The sequence below is a fragment of the Viridibacillus arvi genome, assembly GCF_001274945.1.
GTDB classification, from domain to species: Bacteria; Bacillota; Bacilli; order Bacillales_A; family Planococcaceae; genus Viridibacillus; species Viridibacillus arvi.
Genome location: NZ_LILB01000005.1, coordinates 136,820 through 157,614, shown reverse-complemented (window position 1 = coordinate 157,614; position 20,795 = coordinate 136,820). Strand labels below are relative to the sequence as shown.

20 protein-coding genes, 2 pseudogenes and 1 riboswitch are annotated in these 20,795 nt (G+C 30.6%); of the genes and pseudogenes, 18 read left to right on the top strand and 4 right to left on the bottom strand.

The genetic code is table 11. The annotated features are described in order from the left end of the window. Nucleotides 1-222 precede the first annotated feature (222 nt). From AMD00_RS10135 to AMD00_RS10125, 3 genes are all read right to left on the bottom strand, one after another. Nucleotides 223-1,392: a site-specific integrase gene (locus AMD00_RS10135; protein WP_053416961.1), complete on the bottom strand. Its 1,170-nt coding sequence runs from the start codon at nucleotides 1,390-1,392 to the stop codon at nucleotides 223-225. 105 nt (nucleotides 1,393-1,497) lie between these two features. Then, the gene (locus tag AMD00_RS10130) at nucleotides 1,498-1,719 is read right to left on the bottom strand and encodes a helix-turn-helix domain-containing protein (RefSeq protein WP_245639492.1); all 222 of its coding nucleotides are present in this window, start codon (nucleotides 1,717-1,719) and stop codon (nucleotides 1,498-1,500) included. Continuing rightward, nucleotides 1,709-2,128 (bottom strand): phage antirepressor KilAC domain-containing protein, encoded by a 420-nt coding sequence (locus tag AMD00_RS10125; RefSeq protein WP_053416959.1) that lies wholly within the window; start codon nucleotides 2,126-2,128, stop codon nucleotides 1,709-1,711. The genes AMD00_RS10130 and AMD00_RS10125 overlap by 11 nt, the downstream gene beginning before the upstream one ends. Nucleotides 2,129-2,327: 199 nt before the next feature. On the opposite strand from AMD00_RS10125, the gene AMD00_RS10120 reads away from it, so the two are divergent. The 13 genes and pseudogenes from AMD00_RS10120 (at nucleotide 2,328) to AMD00_RS10065 (ending at nucleotide 15,469) form a co-directional block, all read left to right on the top strand. Beyond that, nucleotides 2,328-3,863 (top strand): DEAD/DEAH box helicase family protein, encoded by a 1,536-nt coding sequence (locus tag AMD00_RS10120; RefSeq protein ID WP_169786345.1) that lies wholly within the window; start codon nucleotides 2,328-2,330, stop codon nucleotides 3,861-3,863. A gap of 82 nt (nucleotides 3,864-3,945) precedes the next feature. Continuing rightward, complete coding sequence (locus AMD00_RS10115) at nucleotides 3,946-4,476, top strand: hypothetical protein (RefSeq protein ID WP_053416957.1); 531 nt, start codon at nucleotides 3,946-3,948, stop codon at nucleotides 4,474-4,476. A gap of 155 nt (nucleotides 4,477-4,631) precedes the next feature. Then, nucleotides 4,632-5,567 (top strand): Kiwa anti-phage protein KwaB-like domain-containing protein, encoded by a 936-nt coding sequence (locus AMD00_RS10110; RefSeq protein WP_053416956.1) that lies wholly within the window; start codon nucleotides 4,632-4,634, stop codon nucleotides 5,565-5,567. Between the two features lie 7 nt (nucleotides 5,568-5,574). Further along, nucleotides 5,575-6,246, top strand: a complete 672-nt coding sequence (locus AMD00_RS10105) for a hypothetical protein (protein WP_211258638.1) — start codon at nucleotides 5,575-5,577, stop codon at nucleotides 6,244-6,246. A 129-nt stretch (nucleotides 6,247-6,375) separates the two neighbouring features. Next, a complete protein-coding gene (locus tag AMD00_RS10100) occupies nucleotides 6,376-6,897 on the top strand; it encodes a hypothetical protein (protein WP_053416954.1) in 522 nt (173 codons plus the stop codon). Nucleotides 6,898-6,903: 6 nt separating this feature from the next. Next, the gene (locus AMD00_RS10095; RefSeq protein WP_053416953.1) at nucleotides 6,904-7,752 is read left to right on the top strand and encodes an SEC-C domain-containing protein; all 849 of its coding nucleotides are present in this window, start codon (nucleotides 6,904-6,906) and stop codon (nucleotides 7,750-7,752) included. A 449-nt stretch (nucleotides 7,753-8,201) separates the two neighbouring features. Further along, nucleotides 8,202-8,357 carry a hypothetical protein gene (locus tag AMD00_RS23530; protein ID WP_169786341.1) on the top strand — a complete coding sequence of 52 codons (156 nt, stop codon included), beginning with the start codon at nucleotides 8,202-8,204 and terminating at the stop codon, nucleotides 8,355-8,357. Nucleotides 8,358-8,601: 244 nt separating this feature from the next. Next, on the top strand, nucleotides 8,602-9,786 hold the full coding sequence (locus AMD00_RS10090; RefSeq protein WP_053416952.1) for a sensor histidine kinase: 1,185 nt from the start codon (nucleotides 8,602-8,604) through the stop codon (nucleotides 9,784-9,786). Continuing rightward, entirely contained in the window at nucleotides 9,783-10,457 is a 675-nt protein-coding gene (locus tag AMD00_RS10085; RefSeq protein ID WP_053416951.1) for a response regulator transcription factor, read from the top strand. Before AMD00_RS10090 ends, AMD00_RS10085 begins: the two co-directional genes overlap by 4 nt. Nucleotides 10,458-10,898: 441 nt before the next feature. Beyond that, nucleotides 10,899-11,930 (top strand): alpha/beta hydrolase, encoded by a 1,032-nt coding sequence (locus tag AMD00_RS10080; RefSeq protein WP_053416950.1) that lies wholly within the window; start codon nucleotides 10,899-10,901, stop codon nucleotides 11,928-11,930. A 661-nt stretch (nucleotides 11,931-12,591) separates the two neighbouring features. Continuing rightward, nucleotides 12,592-12,741, top strand: a complete 150-nt coding sequence (locus AMD00_RS23525) for a hypothetical protein (protein WP_038189766.1) — start codon at nucleotides 12,592-12,594, stop codon at nucleotides 12,739-12,741. Nucleotides 12,742-13,492: 751 nt separating this feature from the next. Continuing rightward, nucleotides 13,493-13,819 (top strand): annotated as a pseudogene (locus tag AMD00_RS10070) (carbohydrate ABC transporter permease); the annotation flags it as partial. Between the two features lie 33 nt (nucleotides 13,820-13,852). Then, nucleotides 13,853-15,469, top strand: a complete 1,617-nt coding sequence (locus tag AMD00_RS10065) for an extracellular solute-binding protein (protein ID WP_053416949.1) — start codon at nucleotides 13,853-13,855, stop codon at nucleotides 15,467-15,469. A gap of 369 nt (nucleotides 15,470-15,838) precedes the next feature. On the opposite strand, the pseudogene AMD00_RS23520 reads toward AMD00_RS10065, so the two are convergent. Further along, nucleotides 15,839-15,967: pseudogene (locus tag AMD00_RS23520) on the bottom strand (cytochrome aa3 quinol oxidase subunit II); the annotation flags it as partial. Between the two features lie 322 nt (nucleotides 15,968-16,289). Between AMD00_RS23520 and pdxR the strand changes: the two are divergent. The 5 genes from pdxR to AMD00_RS10040 all read left to right on the top strand — a co-directional run bounded on the left by pdxR (nucleotide 16,290) and on the right by AMD00_RS10040 (nucleotide 20,785). Further along, entirely contained in the window at nucleotides 16,290-17,720 is a 1,431-nt protein-coding gene (gene pdxR / locus AMD00_RS10060) for a MocR-like pyridoxine biosynthesis transcription factor PdxR (protein WP_053416948.1), read from the top strand. A 298-nt stretch (nucleotides 17,721-18,018) separates the two neighbouring features. After that, a complete protein-coding gene (locus tag AMD00_RS10055; RefSeq protein ID WP_053416947.1) occupies nucleotides 18,019-18,447 on the top strand; it encodes a YfmQ family protein in 429 nt (142 codons plus the stop codon). Nucleotides 18,448-18,683: 236 nt separating this feature from the next. Beyond that, nucleotides 18,684-18,863, top strand: coding sequence for a MarR family transcriptional regulator (locus AMD00_RS10050; RefSeq protein ID WP_053416946.1), 180 nt, complete (start codon nucleotides 18,684-18,686; stop codon nucleotides 18,861-18,863). A 570-nt stretch (nucleotides 18,864-19,433) separates the two neighbouring features. Beyond that, a riboswitch (cyclic di-GMP riboswitch) is annotated at nucleotides 19,434-19,520 on the top strand. A 128-nt stretch (nucleotides 19,521-19,648) separates the two neighbouring features. Further along, a complete protein-coding gene (locus tag AMD00_RS10045) occupies nucleotides 19,649-20,017 on the top strand; it encodes a hypothetical protein (RefSeq protein ID WP_053416945.1) in 369 nt (122 codons plus the stop codon). A gap of 57 nt (nucleotides 20,018-20,074) precedes the next feature. Further along, nucleotides 20,075-20,785 carry a hypothetical protein gene (locus AMD00_RS10040; RefSeq protein WP_053416944.1) on the top strand — a complete coding sequence of 237 codons (711 nt, stop codon included), beginning with the start codon at nucleotides 20,075-20,077 and terminating at the stop codon, nucleotides 20,783-20,785. The last annotated feature ends 10 nt before the right edge of the window (nucleotides 20,786-20,795 follow it).

The following is a 20,795-nucleotide window of genomic DNA, read 5'->3' as shown; positions in this document are numbered from 1 at the left end:
GTGTGAATTCTAAATAGGCAAGATATTCACGTAGAAGCTTGAGTATTGGAGTTTCTGGACGCGGGTTCGACTCCCGCCGTCTCCATAAGATGAAATCATACGGTTTCAATGAGTGTCAAAATCCTTGATAAATAAGGGTTTTGGCACTTTTTTTATTTCATTGGATTTCAATAAATATCAATCACTCGGAGTTAAATCCGATGTTAGTCCAATATTAAAAACTTAGATATTTAAATAATTTTCAAATTTTTGAATAGCTGATTCTCTAGCTTTTTCAGTAACATGGGCATAGATGTTCATTGTTGTCTGAATGTCAGAGTGTCCTAATCGATCTTGGACTTCTTTAATCTTTGCTCCCGCTTCAAATAAAAGAGAGCAATGTGTGTGGCGTAAACCATGTGTAGAAACTTCTTTTAGATTATATTTCTTTTGAATTTGGATGATCCACTTTCTAGTTTTTGTAGGCTGTAGGAAATCATTATATTCATTACTGAAAACTAATTGATTAGCAGCCATCGTATTGAATCCTAATTTGAAGTAATCTAATTTTTGTTTTTTACGCCATTCTTTCAAAATCGCCATTGTACGCTCGTCCATTTTAATTGTGCGAGCAATACCTGTTTTTGTTGATTTAACATACAATTGATTGTCCTTACCACGTGAAATCGCCGTATTAATGTGAATTTCATTTTCATTAAAGTTAATATTTTTCCAAGTAAGTGCGAGTGCTTCACCTTTGCGCATACCGCTAAAAGCTAGTAAACGGAATAGGGTATAGGCTTTCACATTATTTTCTTTTTCAAAGCAATTAAGAAATTCGATTAATTCCTCACGTGTATAGAAGTTTTCTTTCTTTTCTTCCGTGCTTGCTTGTTTTTTCTTTAATGCAACAGGCATATCAACGTGATTGAATGGGTTTGTTTGAATGTAGCCACGTTTGATAGCAAAATCTAACACTTTAGCTGCGTATGATTTAACGGTACGGAACTTTTTCAATTTATTTGACCATTCGTCAACGTGTTTTTGGCATACATCAATGTTAATCTTTTCTATTTTGTAATCACTCATAGCAGGTAAGATATGATTTCTAAAAATACCGCTAGTCTTAACGAATGTACTTTCCTCCACAGTCTTTTCATATTGCTTAATCCAAAGGTAATAAACATCTAAATATTTTTCTGGTGTTTGCTTTTGAAATGTACCATTCGCAATTTCTAGTTTGATTCGAGAAAGAGCAAATTTGGCTTCTTTTTGAGACTTGAAGTTTGATCGAGTTGTTCGTTTTTCATTACCTGTTAGTGGATCAAGTCCAATGTAAATTTTGAAGCGGTAACGCTTTTCGCCATTCTTTAGTTGATAGCTTTCGATAGTTGTTGTCAATCTTCTTGTCATGATAATTCTCCCTCTAGTTGCGTTGTAAGAGCAATAAAAAGAAGAGGAATTACCTCCAATATCCATTATACGCTCGTAGATAATAAAGACAATTCCTCTTAAGTTTTAATAACTGTGATTTTCAAAAAATGTATCAATTTCTTTACGTGATACTCGCTTGATCCCTTCAATTTCTGCTACTCGTAATCCCATCTCACGAAACTTGATAAATGTGTTATATGAAACACCCGCATATGTAGCAGCTTCTTTGAGTGAGAGCCATTCTTTAGGTGACATAATCAGTTCTTTAATTTTATTTAATAATTCATCAGTCTCTTTAGATTTCATTATTTAATACCTCTTCCATTGTTATTTGATGAGATTTAATAGGTTTATTTAAAAATTCTTTCTTACCATCCATTGCGTCATGTATGAACTTTCTTCCTTTTTGAGTCCATAAATACTCAATTTGTGAATTATAAGTCGTATGAGATATTTGATAGCCTAAATCTTGATATTTTGCGTATAGTACCCATGCTTTATCAGTTTTATAAATAATACCTAAACTATGTAATATGCTATGCATTTCAGAAGCACTTTTACCAAATTCTTTTGCAATAACCGACATACGTATTCCTTTTTTAGAACTTAAAACAATGTCATAATATTGAGCTTTAGGTTTCATAGATTCAATTTTTTCGCTAGCTTTTTCAAGAAGTTTTCTTAGTTTTTGGATTTCTCCATACTTTTTCTCCATGGTCAGTACCTCAATTTCACCTGTAATTTTTCTTTCTATAGAAGTTATATGGTGGTGAAAAATTTTTGACAAATAGAATTTAAATTTTTATTTTTTATTTTTTATTTTTTTGTCAAATAAATTATTTGCCATATAACTATTAGAAAAAGGGACAAATTTCGTGCAGCTATATATAGAATTTGTCCGAGATTTGTCCCATATGAAAGGTGAAAAGGAAATGAGCAATTATGTAACAGAGGATTTCACAGAAGAATTTATGGAATCATTGAGTAATGAGTGGCTTTATTTAATAGGGGGAGAATGTGGAAGCGGTAAGACAACAGCGATAATGGAAAAACTTGTTCCATATGCTGCTAAAAATAATAAAAGTGTTTTATATGTATGCAATCGTACTGCATTAAAAGATCAATTAAAGCAAAAATATAAACATGAGGATACATTGTTACATGAAAACCCACTAAAAGAAGTAAATGATAATTTAACTATAGGAATGTATCAATCAATTACAACTTCGTTAGAACATCGTAATATGTTTTTATACGCGCAGCATTATGATTATGTGATTTTAGATGAAGCACACCTGATTTATGATGCAAGTGACTATGATATTAATGCGTTTATGTTCCTTGAATATCTAAATCAATTAGAAAGCGTAATAATCGCTTTAAGTGGTACACCTAAAAGTGTAATAAAGATGAAAGAGTATTTATCACGAAATATTAATGTAATAAGAGAAGTAGATAAAACAAATAATCCTATTAGAAATATTTATCTAGTAGAAAATAGAGATGAATTTGAAACATTGAGAAAGAAATATTTAGATAATGGTTATAAATGGTTTGAATTAGTTTCTAAAAGTAATCAATTTATAGGATTTAAAAACTCCTTAAAAAACTATGAAGCAGCAACTATACTTTCTAATTCTAATCCTAAGAAAAATATTTATATGACAGACTATGATGAGTTGATTTTGAATTTTATTGTAGAGGAAGAAGAACTGATGTGTGATGCACTTGCAGCAACTAAAGTTTTAGATGTGGGAGTAAATATTAATGCACATGAAAATTTTGTAGTGGCATTTGATTGTGTAGAGATACCGAATACTTTAGAGCAGTTCAGGAGCAGGATTCGAGTGAATAAAAATAAACATTATCACGTTGACTTGATTTTTTATGTTCAAAAACCTCCATTATGGATAATTAAGCAATTAAAAGAAAAAATAAACGATATAGAACAAGTCTATAAGTCATTGGGAGATTACGAAACTATAGTGAGAGAACATAAACAGGTTATTGGAGAACGGTTTAGAGAGTCTGGAGTAATTAGTGAACGAAAATATAATCCGATTACTAAGAAATTACTAAATGAAAAACTGACTTTTTATAAGGCAATATATGATTCAAAAAATGTACTAGAATATTATCGAGAAATGCTAAAGGAAATGTATCCATGTGCAACAGTGACGAATATTAGTGCTGTGAAAGTGGTTGAATTTTTTGAGGAATTGTTCCAGGGGAAAAATGTGTATACATTAGATGAAGAGCAAAAGGACTTGTTAAAAGCAAAGATGAAAGAAATTCAAATTGATCGTAGACATTCAAATGAAGTTCCGTCGTTATTAAGAATAAATAATTATTTGAAGAAAGAACAATTACCTTATGTAATTAAGAGTAAAAAAACAAGAATAAATGGTAATCAAAAAAGAGTTTGGCAACTTCTAAAGTACATCATTTAGATAATAAACTTTATAATATATATATTCTGTTTAAAAAGAACTTTTATGGTAAAATATATATAAAAAATAGGAGATATGATATATGGATAATAATTTACCTACAATAATTAGAGTTGTAACAATTGAGGAAAATATAGATGGAGAAATTAAAGAATATAAGTGTTTAGCTGATGGAAGTACGGGAAGATACCTTTCTAGAGAAGAAGCATTACAGGTTTTTGGAGAAATAAAAGAATACTATAGTAAAAGTAACTATATCGAGACTAATGATGATTTAGAAAAAAAAGAGAGTCTAGATTATTTTTTAGCGGCAATGAATGGTTCATACGATATTAATTTTAAAAAAAATTTAAATGGAAAATATGATATTCCTAAAATAAAACATATATTTAAAACATTTAAGCCTAATAAGCGCAAATGGAGTTGTAAATGTGAATGGTGTGGACAGAAAATATCTAATACAGAAGATGAAGGATATTACAGAGTGCATCAACAACAAATTTCATGGGAATTTGAAAAAGCATGTTCTGTAGAATGTGGCGATTTAATTTGGAAAGAGACTATTAAAAATTGGATTAAATCTGAAGGATATACAAAGTTTTTCAATTTATAAATAAAATAAGATGGTTCACAACACACTACTTAGGCGGTGTGTTTTTTAATTAAAATGAGTATTTTAATTTATTTAAAATGGAAAATATATAGGAATATTCATAAAATAGGATTATGATGGTATTAATAATAAATATAGTGAAGGGTGATTACTAAATGGAATTATTTATTTTTTTTAAATCAAAAAACTTGAAAAATGACCCCTTATTTGATATTGAATTTTTCAGATACAATACATTAAGTAAGGAAGTAGTGGAAGAAATAACAAAGGGAATAGATAATTATACTGAAAAATGCGATGAAAATAATACAAAGCCTTATAATCCACTGTCACTAGAAAGAGGTAATGGAAAATTAGAGAAGATTACGATCAAAGATGGTGAGATTGATTCAGATATTTTTAAAGCATATAGAAATATAATTGTTAAAAGCCAGCTAAAAGATATTGATGTAACAATGGCAGAGAAAAAATATAGGCTTAAAAGCCTGAAAAAATATAACGATGCAACTTGTCCGGTTTTTTATTATGCAATAAAAGAAGGAGAAAATGTATTTTTTAAAAAAACTAGTGAATCTCATTTACTTTTGAAAAACGAAAATAAAATATTTATTAGAAAAGATAATGCTAAAGAAGTTGATATCGATGATTTGATGGTAATTGATACAAGATTTGATTTTCATATAAATAATAATGATATATTTATAAAAAATGGTACTTCATTTGAAAGTATATTAGAGTATGAAAATGTATTTAAAGTACATAAGAATAAAATAATAAGCAAAATTGAAGAAGCAAAAATAATTGATGATTTTGATGCATTTAAAGTAGCGTGTAGTAAAGCAAATTATTTTAGAGCATTTAAAGTAGTTTCTGAGTCGACTGACTTTAAAAAAGCTTTTAGTAATGGAGCATTTTTGAAAAAATTAGAAACTGATACTAAAGGTAAAATTAAATGGAATCGAAGAACAAAGAAAATAGAATTAGAAGATGTCCACATCCAAACAGTTTTACACATGTTTAGTGGACTAATTGGCGTAGATATTTATAATGAAATTGTGATTTTTAATGAAAAACATGCCATTCCTGCATAATATATTAATGGTAGTAGAAAAATGGTTAGAAATCAAAGATATGAATTTTGCTTTATTTGCATGTACAATTGTTGCTATTCTAATCGTTATTTTTTATTTCCTACCAATTTTAAGGGATGTTTCGAATAAGCTGTTATGGATTTATTCATGTATTTTACCATCTATAATATTAGTTATACTTAGATATCAACAGGAAGATGACGAGATGCAATACAATATTATTAATATAACACTATTAATAATCCTGTTATTCTTTTTACTTTTACCATGGCTTTTTCAAGTATGTATTATTCGGTTGTTTATTAATAATAAAAGGGCTGATCATATAGCACGCTTGAGTATAGAGGAAATTATATCAGAGGGTGTAAGTTCTAAGAAAGTAATGGAATATTTTGTTGTATTAATATTGCCGTTTATTACAATTGGTTCAAAAACAATCGATACTTTAACTATGTGCTATGTGCTTTTTATTTTAATTGCAATTTTTTTAAGACTAAAACTCTTTCATTTTAATTTACCTTTAATGTTATTTTATGATATTTGTGAAGTAAGATTATCTGATGGACAAATTTATTATCTTATCTCCCAAAGAAATATAACATTACAAGCTGATTCTGAATTACCTAGAGAGATTATTACATTATCTGATGAATTGAAAATAGCTATTTTGCATAAATAATAAAGATTTCACCAATAATACTAGTTTTGGGATGTTGTGTGTATAAGTTGTGAGGCTTGCTATTGGACATTTATTTTAAAATTTTTTAAAGCGATGAGGGGCATGTGAAAGAAGTGGAGGAAAGTAATAATGAAACATGAAAGTGATAAATTAAATGAAGTAAAGGTTTTAGACAGTAATATTACTTTTGAGCAAATTTATAAGAGTGAATATTTCCCAATAGAATTAGAAGAAGAATTAAAAAAATGTGATGTACTTTTAATACCTACTCTTGTGGAAAGAAATGAAGATGAACATTATGTTTTTCCAGAACAAACCATGAATTTTTATGATTATGCAAAAGGCTTTTTAGAGAAAGAACATATTTCAGCGGATATTTGTATATCAGATAAGGATTATAAAGAATTCGAGTTACATTCAATCGTAGAAACAATTGCCACTATTATTGTTAATAATGTGGCATTCCCATTTACCATTAATATGATTTCTTCTTATTTATATGAAAAAATTACAAACAGAAATAATATAAATAAGAAAATAAAAGTAAATTTCGAAGTAGTAGACGGCAAAAAAGCTAAAAAAATAGCATACGAAGGAGATGCTTCAAGTTTTAAAGAAACTATGGAAGCAATTAAAATATTTGAGGAATGAAGTTAAATGAATTTTATCAATGAGACAATGATTGAAGAATATTTATCTGATTTTAATGAGCTTTATTTAAATAAAGAAGTTATAAGTAAACTGAAAAGTTATAAAGAAGAATATGTTAATCATAATGACCAAAATACTGCAAAAAATATCTGGATTTTAGAACAAGTTTATAAAGTTATAGCTCATTATATAAAAGCTTTTAGATATCTAAAGCAAAAAAAACATTATGAAGCTTGGTGTGAGCTTGATAGATCTGATATTGAGCTATCGTTTTTATATAATCATATTGATAGGACAAATGATAAATTTAAACTAGAATTTATTAGTCAAAAAACAAAAGATTTACAATTGTTATTTCCATACACACATTTTTTAAGTAGAGAAGCAATTGTTCAAAACTGGAAATGTTCAATTTGTGGTAATAGTATAACTTTACGAAATAGATGTAGTCATCAATTAGGAGAAATTTATAATGGAGAAATGTGTTGTAGAATAGCACAAGATATGAAATTTGAAGCATTTGCCATTGTGACAGATCCTTTCGATAAATACTCAGTTTTAATGCTTGGAAACCAAGAATATAACTACGCTATATTAGATAGATTAATGGAAGTTTGGGAAAATCCTTTTGAAAATTGGAGATTAGAAAAGAATTATGTTATAAAAACAGAGTATCTAAATTTAAAAAGAAATGATACTTGTCCTTGTTTATCTATGAAAAAATATAAAAAATGTTGTATGGATACTCCAAAAGTTTACGATTCTAATCCATTTTATAAAGTCATATTTAATAATAAACAAATACCTAAAGAGTATAATGAAAATATAACAGCGGGAACTTGGAAAAATAATTAAGCTCTTACAACGCATATTTTTAGTGACTCGTAGTTAAATCCGATGTTAGTAATTCACAGTAACAACGAAAAACGTTGCTAATCTTTGATATAACAACATTACTATAAGAAGTGGGTTCGACTCCCGCCGTTTCCATACAAAAAATTTAGCAGTAGAAATGCTGTTAAATTGTGAAATGAACCATAAAATTTCCGTTTGGAAACTTTATGGTTCATTTTATTTTAGGGATTTTTATGGTTCATTTAATATTAAATAGTCTAAACACTGTTTTATTATCTGGAATAGTATTGATTAATGTCCATTTCCATACAAGTTTCTCTATTTTTGTAGTTTTTTGTGACAAATACCTTTTATAATTTAATAAAAAGAGGCGCTTCTTTTACTATCGGGGCGTTTTTTAAAGATTATTGAGTTACATAGGCAGCTCTTTTTTTCTTTATTGAACTAACGTGGCAGATTATTTTAATGAAAAAGAAGTGGATAAGAAGGGAGACACCATTACTGGTGGTTTACTTAGATGGACGCAAGATGGAACGTATGTAGAAATGAATAGTTCAAGATTACCGAAAGAAAAAATGTTAGAAATTGCAAGATCAATGAATTAACGTTCTTCAACTATAGGGGACTTTAATAGAAATATTAATATTATTGCTAAATCTCTCAAAAAAAGTATTGAAGTGATTACATTTTGAATGGAAAAATATTATTATCATGCATGGAAGATTTAAAGAAAAACTATACAAGTTTCTCCCTTGAAGATAAACTAAACATAATCAATTATACGAACGAGAATGGCAAAGTAATTTTAGGAATGATGGTATAGACGCGGAAGTTGAGGGATATAAAAGTATGAAAGCAGTAAGGGATCAAAGGAAATGGCATTGGTTGGACTATGTTCTTTTTCTTATTCGTACAATATGGATTACGAATATTGGCTACTTGATATTCATAGGTACAACAGGTTTGAACAAGTGGATTTTACTTTTGTGGGCTATTAGTTTATACATAATACCTCACCTATTTTATAGGCCCGGACTTATAAAATTCCCAAAGTATGTATTTGCCGAGGTATTGCTAACGGGTTCTGCGTTTATTTACCTATCGATTCAATATGAAATATCAGAGACTTACGGTTTTCTATTCTGGCCTATGCTTACTGTAGCTTATGCTTGTCAAGTGAAGCCGTTAATTTGGTTAGGACCTTTCTTATATATTTCTATTTTTTTTGCTGGCACATTGGCAGGCGATCTCTTCGCTGATGAGGGTTTCTTTGCTCGCTTCATTGATACAACTATTTTTTATGGTATCGGGTTATGTTTAGGAAGGATGACCATTGTCAATAACGCCAATAAAACGTTAATTGCTTCTATTGAGGAAAAAAACGAGGACTTGGAATATTACTCAAAAAAGATTGAGGAACTGACGATTAAGGAAGAGCGAAATAGAGTTTCACAAGATTTGCATGATACAGTAGGCCATATTTTCACATCAGTCATAACGAGTTTAGATGCCCTTCCTTTTCTATATCGGGCAGATAAAAAAGAAGCAGAAAAAAGTATAAAAGAGATTTCGGATTTAGCACGAGATGGATTGCATGATGTGAGAAAGACAATTCACCAAATGTCGCCCATGACTCATCAAACACTTATTGAATCTGTGCAAGAATTGATTGTTGATTTTATGAAACATACATCAACGGATATAAAACTGATTGTCGAAGGAGAAGCGACCAAAGTCGGCGAAAGGATAAAGTTTGCCATTATTCGTTGTATACAAGAAGGGCTTACAAATGCGAAAAAACATGGGCAGGCCACCATTATTAATGTAACTATTTCGTTTAATCAAGAAGAATTGATTGTTCTTATTGAAGATAATGGAATGGGCTTTAGTGAATTGCATTTAGGGTTTGGCTTACGTTCAATGAAAGATCGAATATCGGCATTGGCAGGAACAGTGGAATTTTATTCGAAATTGAATGCTGGTATGAGGATAACGTGTCACATACCTACGGCAAAGGAAGTGTCATTATCATGATAAAAGCGGCAATCGTCGAAGATCAAGAGATTTTAAGAAAGAGCTTAAAAATTGTGATTGAAAGCATTTCTGACATTGAGATTATTGGAACTGCGGAAAATGGAGAGAAGGCCATTGCTTTATGTGAAAGGAAAAATATTGATATTCTTCTAATGGATATTCAAATGCCGGTGATGGATGGTGTAAAGGCGACAGAAGAAATTAAAAAACGATGGCCGAATATAAAAATTATTATACTTACTACTTTTCAAGATGTTACATACGTTTTGAATGCCTTAAATGCTGGTGCAGAGGGTTACATATTAAAGGCTGTTGATCCTGAATTTTTGGTTCAGGGAATTAAAATGGTGTATCACGGAGGTTCCCTCATTCCTCAACAATTAGCAAAAGAGGTGTTTGGTCAGATACAATCAACTAAAAACGAACACTCGGAACAACTTGACCATAACTCTATGAAAAATCCATATGAATTAAATAATCAAGAATTAAAAGTATTAAAATGTTTAACTCAAAGATTATCCAATAATGACATTTCAGAAAAGATGTTTCTTTCAGTAGGAACTGTGAAAAATTATGTCTCTAACATTTATTCGAAATTAAATGTTAAAAACAGATCCTCTGCTATCATGAAAGCAATGGAAGAGAGTCTTATAGAAGATAAGAAATATTGAAGTAAGAGAGTGTGGACAAAGTCAAATTAACTTTGTCTTCACTCTCTTTTAATTGCAACGAACTGGAATGTTATTTTGAATTTGTTTACTTTATGGGCAATTCATAAGGTCCACCATTCAAAAAATCTTACGTGGATCGCCTATTAGATTATAGCCAATCGTCATAATTAGTCATTTTTTCAAAATAGTTATGACTTATTAATGACTTATTGGCACTACAGTATATGACCTTTCATCTGTAGAATAGAAATATGAAATGAAATAGGCATGTTAGTTAGGGAAATCAAGAAATCAACTTTCTACTTTAATAGTAATGGTAAAAATCATTTAATCATGGAAATGAAATTAATTACAGTATGTATTTTTGATGAAGTTGGAGAAGTCGTAAATAAAGATTCGAGAATTCAACTTACAAAAAAATGAGAAGAAAGGGAAGAACAGATGAAAACCATAAAGAAATTAATAAAATATATCGGAGCCATTATTATAATAGGACTAATCATAGCACTTTTTTGCCCTAATTGGACTTCGCATATAAAAGGTGATAACAGTATAAGTGCATTAGAACAAGTAGAGATAAATGGAAGTAATCATGAAATAATGATACGTGGCACTGATAAGGATAATCCTGTTATTGTTTTTGTACATGGAGGACCTGGATGCTCGGAAATACCATATGCAGAAAAATACCAAGACTTACTGGAAACTAAATTTACGGTTGTTAATTACGATCAGCGAGCAAGTGGAAAATCCTATCATTTTTTTGAGGACTATTCTAATCTTTCGTCAGACTTACTGGTGGAGGACTTATTGGCTTTGACGGATTATATATCAAAACGGCTCGGCAAAGAAAAAGTAATACTAATTGGTCATTCTTATGGTACATATATTGGCACGCAGGCTGCCCATAAAGCTCCTGAGAAGTATGAAGCATATATTGGTATTGGACAAATGAGTAATCAAGTAGAAAGTGAGATTGAAAGTTTAAACTACGTTATTAAGCAGGCTCAAAAAGCTGGTAATACGGATGATGTTTTATATTTACAAGGGTTAACTGAAAAAATTAAAAATGGCGATATGTTTACCCCACGGAATTATGTTATGAAATATGGCGGAAGTGTCAGACTCATTGATAACCCCGATGGAGATAACTTAGGTATATTACTCAGTAGTGAGTATAACTTATTAGATCTAATCCGTTATAATCGTGGGTTGGCCTATTCTCAGAAGTTTTTGTTAGAGGACATATTAAAAAATTCATTACCTACTAACGAAACGAAACTTGAATTACCGGTTTATTTTGTTATGGGTAAATATGATTATATGACTACATCAAATGTAGCAAAGAAATATTTTGATATGATTGAAGCTAATAAAAAAGAATTTATTTCTTTTAAGCAATCTGCGCATTATCCACAATTTGAAGAGAAGGAAAAATTTTATGAATGGATGTGCGATACATTTTTAAAATAAATAGGGTAGTTTTTTTCTTATCTTGAAAGAGAGAGTGTGAAGAATTGTACTTAAACTAACGGGGAGCTTTACTTGAAAATCGTTGAGTTGTATATGTAGCTCTTTTTTCTACGGGGCAGCATTCCTGTTTGAAAGATGTTCAAGGTTTTGAAAGAAAAAGAGTCCTCTAGTATGATGCTGAGTGTCAACGACCATTGACCCATCATATACAAGGAGGACTCCTAAATGCATTTTAAAATGAATTACAAAATTAATCAAGCGACTGATAATACACTCATACACTAAACAGGTAATAAACGCAGTCATATCAATGTCTAACGTAGTTTGTTAAGAACTAAATCAATGATTAACGTACAACTATTTATATTTCAAAAATTAAACTCTCTTTTAGTTATTTATAACAAATAACTGGAAGAGGTTTTTTGTTTTAGTTAAAATTAGCGACTTGATTGATGACTTTAAAATGAATCAGCAAATTTAAGGTCGTAAAGATAAGTATAATGAATACCATTTGGCTATGAATTATTTTACTAAGTTTTTACTGATATATGCAAGGTTAGGCAGTATACTAATAAAGTAAAAAGGTTTACTTCAGTAAAATAAGGTATATTATATTTGTTGAATAGATTCTCTTTAAAGACAAGAAAAGTAGGTGAACAAAGTGGGGAAATATCAATTGGATACCAAAGGTCAGGTGGCTGTGGCAAAGTATCATGAAAAACTTAAACCTGCCAAATTTGATAAAAAGCAGCAACTTGAAAAAATACGTGCGGAGTATTTGAAAAAAAAGCAAAAACAAACAGATAAATAATATGAATGAAAACATAGGGAGACTAAAATCTCCCTATGTTTTTTTATTCGAAGTTCTTTTTTTCAATTGATGAAAGAGTTTATTATTCTCCTAAATTTCAGATTCGGTGACAAAAAACTCGTCATCAGATATCCATTCCTTACTAAAGGAGGAAACAATCTATCAAAAGAGACGTGGTAACAACACGTACATGGATAGTCATTGTAAGGTTTGCGGATGTTTCGAGTGGCAAAACAGAGCGATTGAAAACGAAGCAAAGAAATGGGCAGAGTATAATTTAGACAAAGGAATAAGAGTTTAAGTTTTCTTCAAAAGCTTTGAAGGCTTTTGAAGCCAATTGAATTTTTCTAGGATGTAATAGTTGGATTAATAACTAACAAATTGATTCTGATAAAAGGTATACGCTGGTTGTTGCGTTCATTATACTTCTTTATTTTATAAGGAGGTAGCTAGCTTATGACTATACAGTAATATTAACACTAGAATTCTACAAATAAATATAATAGGATAAATGCAATTATTATTATTGACTTTATAAAGTGAACTTAGTAAAGTATATACAAATAGCGGAATAGTCTGATTTTTCAATAATTTAATTTTCAAGGTTGGTTGCTGTTGTAGACTATTCCTTCTTGAAATTAAAGAATAGCCTTCTGATTTATTATCCAAAAAACGTGAATCTACTATTCGTACACTTAATTTGTTTGTAAGAAAAGGGGTGTGACCATAACTAAACTGGATGAAGATGTATATTGTACTTCCTTTATCGTCCCCTGTAATCGCAGTAATGGTACTTTTTTATTCAGTAGGGCATTGGAATGCATACTTCAAAGCATTAATTTATTTGCAGGATCAAGATAAGTTCCCACTTCAATTGATTCTTCGACAAATACTGATTCAAAATCAAACTGATGACATGATTAAAACAACTTCTGAAAGCTTTTTAGCTCAACAACTTAGTGTTGAAGGGTTGAAATATGCAGTACTGATTGTGGCAAACTTGCCGATGCTTATGCTTTATCCGTTTTTACAACGGTATTTTGTAAAAGGGGTTATGATCGGCTCACATAAGGGGTAGCAAAGAAAAGAGATATACGAGGGGGAGATTGAATTGAAGAAGAGATATTTTGCTGGTATTGTAACTAGTCTATTACTAACATCTAGTATTTTAGGAGCTTGTTCTAGTGATGAAGGGACTACTGGAAAAAGTGAAAATGTAGATAATGTTAATAAAATGGGAATGCCTATAGTAAAAGAGAAAATCAAAGTTGACGGCTTTGGAGCAAAATTCTTTGCTTCGCAAGATTGGAACAAGCTAATGCTTTGGGATGAGTATGAGAAAATGACAAATGTTGATGTGAACTGGAAAACAACGCAAATTGAGGGTTTAGTAGAAAAGCGAAACCTAATGCTTGCATCAGGAGACTATCCAGAAGTATTTTATGCTTCGGCTTTTCCAAAGACAGATTTAATTAAATACGGAAAACAAGGTGTTTTCCTTCCATTGAATGATTACATCGATGAATATGCACCGAATTTTAAAAAGCTCTTGGAAGAGAATCCTTCAGTGAAAAAAGGTGTCACTATGGCAGATGGAAATATTTATGGTTTCCCTGCATTTTTTGACCCGAAATTTGACGCTTTTCATGCAGGAACACCTTGGATCAAAGAAGATTGGTTGAAAAAATTAGGATTAAAAGAACCAGAAACTACAGATGAATTGTATACAGTATTGAAAGCATTCAAAGAGAAAGACCCAAATGGTAATGGAAAAGCTGATGAAATTCCATGGGGTACTGGATACGGCATTAACATGTTCATCAATTATTTACGCGGGTCATTTGATCTAAACAAGCAAGGGGTTATGAATTCAAATCTTGACTTTAAAGAAGGTACTGAAGAATTCCGCTTTGTTCCTGCTACCGATGAATACAAAGAATTACTTAAGTATTTAAATAAGCTGTATACAGAAGGTTTGATTAACCAAGATGTGTTCACAGTTGAACCACAACAGTTTCATGCAGAAGCGTCTAAAGGTAATGTTGGGATGATAGACGATGTTGACCCAAAAGAATTATTTAAACTTGATGGATATGTAGGTGTACCAGTTCTTGAAGGTCCTACTGGAGAGCGTTCTTACAATGCAGTTACAAATGGACTTGGTAACATGGGAATGTTCGTAATAACGGATAAGGCAAAAAGCCCTGAAGCAATGGTTCGCTGGATGGACTATTTCTATAGTGATGAAGGTTCCAAGATGTTCTTTATGGGCTTCGAAGGCGTAACTTATGAGGAAGATAAGGAAGGTAACTTCAAGTATTTAGATACAATTACAGATAATCCCGATGGGAAAAATCTAGACCAGGCAGTCAGTGACTACTTAACTTGGCCAGGTGGATATTACCCTGGAATAGTTAAGCAAAAATACTTCCAAGGTGCTGAAGGAACAGAAGCTTCTGCACAAAATGCTAAGAAAGTAAAACCATACGTTGCTAAAGATGAAGACATCATTCCTGGTTTGAACTATACTCTTGAAGAAAATGATGAAGTTAGTGCGATTATGACAGATGTACAGACATATATTAATGAAATGACTGCAGGATTTATTACTGGTAAACAGGACTTTAGCAAGTGGGATGACTATAATAAAACACTTGATAAAATGAAAGTACAAGACTATCTTAAAATTGCTCAAGCGGCATATGATCGCACTAAAAGTGAAAAGTAAATTTAAAATTGCTCATACAAGGATCTCCTTGTATGAGTTTTACTTTTTAAGGTTCCTCGCAACTTCTGAGGAGGATTTAAATTTCTATTTGAAACAACCAACGGTATGTCTTTTTATAATTGCCTTAAACGGGCCCGATTGTGGAATAAACTTTACTTTTATTCTTCAACTAACCAGCTAATAGAATATCAAGTTAAACATTTTAAATCGAAAAACACTTCATGTTATACTAAAAATGCACAACACAAATAACCCTCCTCATTGGAACTGCACCCCAATTGTTAGACACAATCTAACAATTGGAGGTGCAGTTTTTGTATGACTAAATTTAGTGAAGAAATGAAATTAGGGAATTTAATTAACATTTTATAAAATTACGAAAACAATAAGAACGATAAAGGCCATAATCCCTATCGATAGCATAATGTCTTTAGCTTGTCTTTGAGCTTGAGGTTCTTTTGGATCCAATATTAATAATGGATAACATCCAGTTAGCATAGTGTAAAAATCGATTAAAATGTTTTCATAAACAACCCCTAATAATTATCCTTTGAACTATTTTAGGCTACTATAGGTTTGTATGGGTTTTGATTCACAATTGATTTTTATACTAATTGCACAAAATTTGAAACAGTAGAAGTTTTGAAAGATAACACAAAATGTACTAAAACTGTACTAAAACTAGAAAAATAATTTTAGTATAATTTAATTGATATAAATAGGCGTCAAATTAGTGTTCTTAGGGTTCTTATATGAAAACGAGTAAAAGATAAATGGGGAATTTTAAGAAAATTTAATAGAAATAATGAGGTGAGTATATATGGATTGGAAACCTGATAGAAAAGCAAAAAAAGCTATCTATAAACAACTCGCAGAATATATTGAAAAGGGAATTGCAGATGGTACATTTCCACCTGATAAACCATTGCCATCAGAGAGAAATTTAGCAAACATTCTAGAAATAAATAGAAGTACTGTGGTTAATGCATATGACGAATTAGAATCGATTGGGCTAATTGAAAGAAATAGAGGAAGTGGTACTACCATTAGTAAAGATATATGGGGGATAACAAAAAAAAGGATTCCTAGCTGGAATAGGTATATTGGGGCGGGTTCTTTTTTACCTAATCTACCTGTAACACAAAAAATAAGAAAAGAAGCTGTTGAACATAATTTAATAAATTTAGCTACCGGTGAATTGTCAGAAGAACTTTTCCCAAAAAGCTTTTTAAGTGAGATAACCTCAACACGTTCTTTTATTGGAAGCTTAGGATACGATCATCCACAGGGGAGTGAAATCCTCAGAAAAACCCTTACAAAACACATAAAAAAAAGTCGGGGAATCGAAACTAATCCTTCTTCAATACTTATAACATCAGGAGCGCAACAAGCATTACATTTAATTGTACAATGTTTGTTAAAACCTGGAGATGCAATAGCAATAGAAGATCCTTCTTACAATTATAATCTTCCTATTTTTAAATCAGCAGGTATACAAATACATTATCTACCTGTCGATAGGGATGGAATTAACCTTGAAGATTTGCAGTCATTATATAAAAAACACCGTATTAAAATGCTTTTTTTAAATCCAGATTTTCAAAATCCAACGGGTTCCTTAATGAATCTAAAAAAAAGAGAAGCTATTTTAGATATAACCTCAAAGTTTGGGATTCCAGTAGTAGAAGACGATCCGTATAGTTTAACAGCTTTTTCAGGTGATAAAATATCTACCCTTAAATCAATAGATAAGAACGGAAACGTATTATACATTAGTTCATTATCCAAAATTGTTGCCTCGGGGTTAAGAATAGGGTGGATTATTGGCCCGACATCGGTGATTGAAAGATTATCCGATGCAAAGCAGCAAATTGATTTTGGACATTCTAGCTATACACAATGGATAGCAAATGATTTTATAGAATCAGAAAATTTCAATTTTCATATCAAAAGTTTAATAAAGGAATTAGAAAAAAGGAGAGATAAAATAATAAAAAGCCTTGATGATTATTTAAGAGGCCAGGTGGAATATTCTATTCCTCAAGGTGGTATTCATATTTGGTGTAAAATCCTTAAAAATTTCAATGAAATCCAATTACTTGAAGAATCAATTAAAAGAGGCGTCATTTATGTTCCTGGTTCTACAATGGGATCTAAAAATGGATTTGTTCGTTTTACTTTCGCAAGAGAAGATGAAGATTCGATTGATGAAGGAATCAAAAGGTTTGCAGAAGCTCTTAATTGTTTGTAAACACCTAATATAAATGGATGGTCAAAAAACAATCCAATTGGATGGTTATTTAAAAAATAAATCCTTTATTATTGAGAGGTAGTTAATAAAACATTTTAAAGGATATTTAATAATTATTTTTGGCTATGTATGTGAATTGATTTACAATTTAACATTTGTATACAAAGGAATACCTTATGTTTTTAACGTTGTCTTACTAAAAATAGCCCTTGTTTGAAAATTACTATTTTGTGATAGTATACTATTAAAATAAGGGCCTATAGTAACCAGATATTATTATTGAAGGAGTTGATATAATATGACATGGACAGTTGCTATCATGATAGTTATTGGGATTTTTTTCAAATTGTTAATGAGTCCTCCAAATGCACTTGTGGCATGGTTTTTAGATAAATTCGAACTTCATCAAAAACTCGATTCAGAAGATGTTACTGTAACATTTAACGGAAAGAATTTAGAAGAGGAAGAAAAAATTAGATTTATTGAGTATTTTAATGAAGCTAACTTTTTAAAAAAACATTATATATTTCCAGGTAATGAAAAATTATTTCTACATCCAGAGACAAATGTAACTCCATTTGTCATCAACTTAAAAAAGGGTAAAAAAGATGTTAATTTCTTTGTTTATAATCCCGATAATCACGTTGATGTAGTTAAGCAGTGGAAGAAGAAAGTTGTTTCTTATAGTCTTAGATCTGATGATCTACAAAAATTTAATGTCAACTAGAAGAACATTGGAGTAAGTATACTTTTAAAGGTAAGTACAATATTTCATGAATTGTATTTTCCAAATTGGGGTCGCCATTATAAAGAAATTAAATCACTTCCTTGTAATTTTGATTTCAGAAACACCCCCCACTGCATTTCCAATGCAATGGACACCCCAAACTATGAAGGTTTTTATCTGACTTAAATTGAAAAAGCATATGATTATTTATAACCAGTCCATTAAAGGAGCAAATTATGTTCAACGATAAAGATTTACTTAGTGTAAATGTAGCAAAGATGTATTACGATTTAGATAAGACTCAAGGTGAAATTGCTAAAGCTCTCGATCTATCTAGACCTACTGTTTCGAAGTTATTGAAGTACGCCAAAGAAAAAAATTACGTGAACATCGTTATTAACGATCCTAGAGATTAGTCTTTTAACCTTGAATTAGCAATACAAAAAAATATCAATTGAATGCTGTCTCCATAGCATTCGCTCCAATAGATGGAGAACAGCAAATTAAATAGTACATGGTAAAACAACAGATTAATAACATCTCGACTTTATTTCAAACAGTTCAAATTTGTTTTAACAGACCTTAAAGTGATAATAAATTTATTTAATTTTGATATAAAAATATAAGAGCCTTACTACATTTTATTGTAGTAAGGCTCTTATAAGTTGTTTAATTCTTATTTAACTAACGTACCTGTAAGTTGAAAAAGGCAATAATAATATTTTCTTTATTATAGTCATAACAAAATCTGTTTTATTATCTGCATATTTCCCTTTTAGTTATTAACGAAAGTTAATTCTATAATATAAATTATGATGTTAATTTCCATTTAACATCATTTATTTGATTACAGTTTAGAAATCGGGCCTTACTGTGGAGCAGACTCTTTCGTAAGTAAAGCAAGAAAAATTCTAGTTCGACAAAAAATGACAAGTAATATATAATGTTATAGTAATATATGAGCATGATATTAGTACTATCTTTTACAAGTGAAAAGGCAAACTTATCGAAAGGTAAGGACGCAAAGCTACGAGTCTAAAATCCTCTTGGATAATGATAGTCGGGTTGCCAAGAATAAAACGTTTTTTTGGCTATCCCTATCTATATCTGGGATAGCTTTTATTTATAACATTCATACGAAAGAACGTGCAAATGTCAACAATGAAGTATTACAGATTATAGAGAATAGGGAGGTTAAAAGATGATAGTCGTAGATAAAAAGAAATATAAAATGGCAATTAATAAGGACTCGAAGGAAGTTCATGTACAGGTGCATGGATTAATGAAAGAGGAAGATGCAGAAGGTTATATGATAGATTTACAGGATACGATTAATAAAGTATCAAGACAAGAATATACGTTTGTTGTCGATGGAACTCACCAAACAACTGTCCCATCAAAAGTTGTACCGCAGTTGGAGCAAACGATGCAATTTTATTCTAGCTTAGGATTTAAGGATATCCTTGTAGTAAAACCTTCATCTAAAATTGCTCAAGTACAAATTAGGAATGCACTTGAAAGAATTAAGTTCACAGGTACATTTATCGATAAAGTAAATCATCCTATGTAATGTTAGGTCAAATAGAAATGGGATTTTTATTTTTTAATTCGAAAGGGAGATTAATAAATGCTAATAACACAAGAATTGTATACATATGAAATTATAACGAAGGATCAAACAGCATTAATTCAGAAAGCAGCTGAGTGTCTAGCTCGCTCATTTATTGGACTGGATGTTTCAGGAAAATGGGTTCAGGAACCGATGGTAGGTCAATTAAATATCAGTTATGAAGATTTTTATCATTTTACCAAAGATTATTTAGACTCCACAATAGAGCAGGGTTATTGCGCTGTCGCTCTGGATATTAATAATAATGTTGTTGGTGCGCTTGCTGGAGATACAAATGCACCAGAGATTATCGGAGAAGATATATTTGAAGGTTCTTTTTCTGATATGAATGTAATTCTGCGTGTTCTGGAGGATGTAGATAAACGTTTCATGGAAGATTATAAAAAACGAAACGGAAAAGAAATTAAAGACGGAGAGTTTTTACACCTATTCATGTTAGGAGTGACAGCTGAACATGGCCGTCACGAAATTATTCAGCAATTAGGAAATAGTTTGTTAACAAAGGCATCATCACAAGGGGTGAAGGCTGTTTTAGGTGAAGCAACAAACCCGAAGTCAATACGTGTAATGGAAAAATATCATAATATGAAAAAATATGAAGATATAGAAGGAAATTATATTGTTCATAAATATAGCGATAATAGTAAGTTGAATGGTATTCCTGCAAATGTAGCGGATGGAACATATATCCTTATAAAGGAGCTTTAAAATATTCATA